The organism is Limimaricola sp. G21655-S1 (assembly GCF_027213785.1).
Classification (GTDB): Bacteria; Pseudomonadota; Alphaproteobacteria; order Rhodobacterales; family Rhodobacteraceae; genus Limimaricola.
The window spans coordinates 1-1,790 of sequence record NZ_JAPWGO010000062.1; the positions used below are offsets into that span (position 1 = coordinate 1).

Annotated in this window: 2 protein-coding genes; both read left to right on the plus strand. The window is 65.4% G+C overall.

Annotated elements, in window-relative coordinates; translation table 11 throughout:
- Positions 1–1,119, plus strand: a 1,119-nt coding sequence (gene istA / locus O4G76_RS19795) for an IS21 family transposase (RefSeq protein WP_269398873.1), incomplete at its 5' end; no start/stop codon positions are given.
- A partial coding sequence (gene istB, locus O4G76_RS19800; protein WP_269398874.1) for an IS21-like element helper ATPase IstB occupies positions 1,116–1,790 on the plus strand: 675 nt, incomplete at its 3' end. The genes istA and istB, both read left to right, overlap by 4 nt.

A 1,790-nucleotide genomic window follows, 5' to 3' on the forward strand; every position in this document is an offset into this window, starting at 1 on the left:
GCCCAGGCCGACTTCGGCGAGGCGGTGGTCGTCATCGGCGGGATCGAACAGAAGGCGCATTTCTTCGTCATGGACTTGCCGCACAGCGATGCCTGTTTCGTGCGGGCTTACCCGGCGGCGACAGCGGAAGCCTGGGTCGACGGCCACGTCCATGCCTTTGCATTCTTCGGCAAGGTGCCCGCCTCGGTCCTCTACGACAACGACCGCTGCCTGGTTGCGAAGATCCTGCCGGACGGAACGCGCAAGCGTGCCACGCTCTTCAGCGGGTTTCTGTCGCACTACCTGCTTCGCGACCGCTACGGCCGTCCAGGCAAGGGAAACGATAAGGGCAACGCAGAGGGCCTGGTCGGCTACTCCCGCCGCAACTTCATGGTGCCGCTCCCGCGGTTCGCGAGCTGGGACGCGTTCAATGCCTACATGGCGGGGCAATGCCGCAAGCGCCAGGCTGATGTCCTACGCGGCCAATCAGAGACCATTGGAGAGCGGCTGGCGCGGGATCTGGCAGCGATGGCCGGCCTGCCGACCGCGCCGTTCGATGCCTGCGATCAGGCCACCGGGCGGGTCAGCTCCCAAGCCCTGGTGCGCTACAGGACCAACGATTACTCGGTGCCGGTCGCTTATGGCCACCGCGACGTCTGGATCAGGGGGTATGTCGACGCGGTCGTGATCGGCTGCGGCGGCCAAGTCATCGCGCGCCACCCCCGCTGCTACGACCGCGAGGACATGGTCTTCGACCCGGTCCATTACCTCCCGCTGATCGAGCGCAAGATCAACGCCTTGGACCAAGCAGCCCCCTTGGCCGAATGGGACCTGCCGTCGGAGTTCGCGACCCTGCGCCGCCTGATGGAAGCGCGAATGACCAAGGCAGGACGGCGGGAGTATGTGCAGGTCCTGCGCCTGCTGGAGACCTTCGACATCGACGATCTCCACGCCGCCGTGAGGAAGGCGCTGCACTTGGGCGCGGTCGGCTTCGATGCCGTAAAGCATCTCGTTCTCTGCCAGGTCGAAAAACGGCCGCCGAAGCTGGACCTCGACGTCTACCCCTATCTGCCGCGCGCGACTGTCGGGACCACGAAGGCCGCCAGCTACATGGCGCTCCTGTCGGGGGATGCGGCATGATCGACACCCCGAAGATCCTGCTCGCGGATCATCTGAAGACGCTGAAGCTGCCCACCTTCCTGCGGGAACATGAGAAGCTCGGCCGCCAGTGCGCCATCGAGGGGCTGGACCATGTCCAGTTCTTGGCCCGCCTGGTCGAGCTGGAGCTGATCGACCGCGAGCGCAGGATGGTCGAGCGCCGCATCAAGGCCGCGAAGTTCCCGGCGGCCAAGAGCCTCGACAGCTTCGATTTCAAGGCGATCCCCAAGCTGAACAAGATGCAGGTGCTGGAGCTCGCCCGGGGCGAATGGATCGACCGGCGCGAGAATGTCATTGCCTTGGGGCCCAGTGGAACCGGCAAGACGCATGTCGCCCTCGGGCTGGGGCTGGCCGCCTGCCAGAAAGGGCTGTCGGTGAGCTTCATCACGGCCGCCGCGTTGGTCAGCGAGTTGATGGAGGCCCGCGACGAGCGCCGGCTGCTTCGCCTGCAAAAGCAGCTGGCCGCCGTCAAGCTGCTCATCATCGACGAGCTGGGCTTCGTGCCCTTGTCGAAGACCGGCGCCGAACTCCTGTTCGAGGTGATCTCGCAGCGCTATGAGCGTGGCTCGACGATGATCACCAGCAACCTGCCATTCGATGAGTGGACCGAAACCTTCGGCACCGAACGCCTGACCGGCGCGCTGCTCGACAGG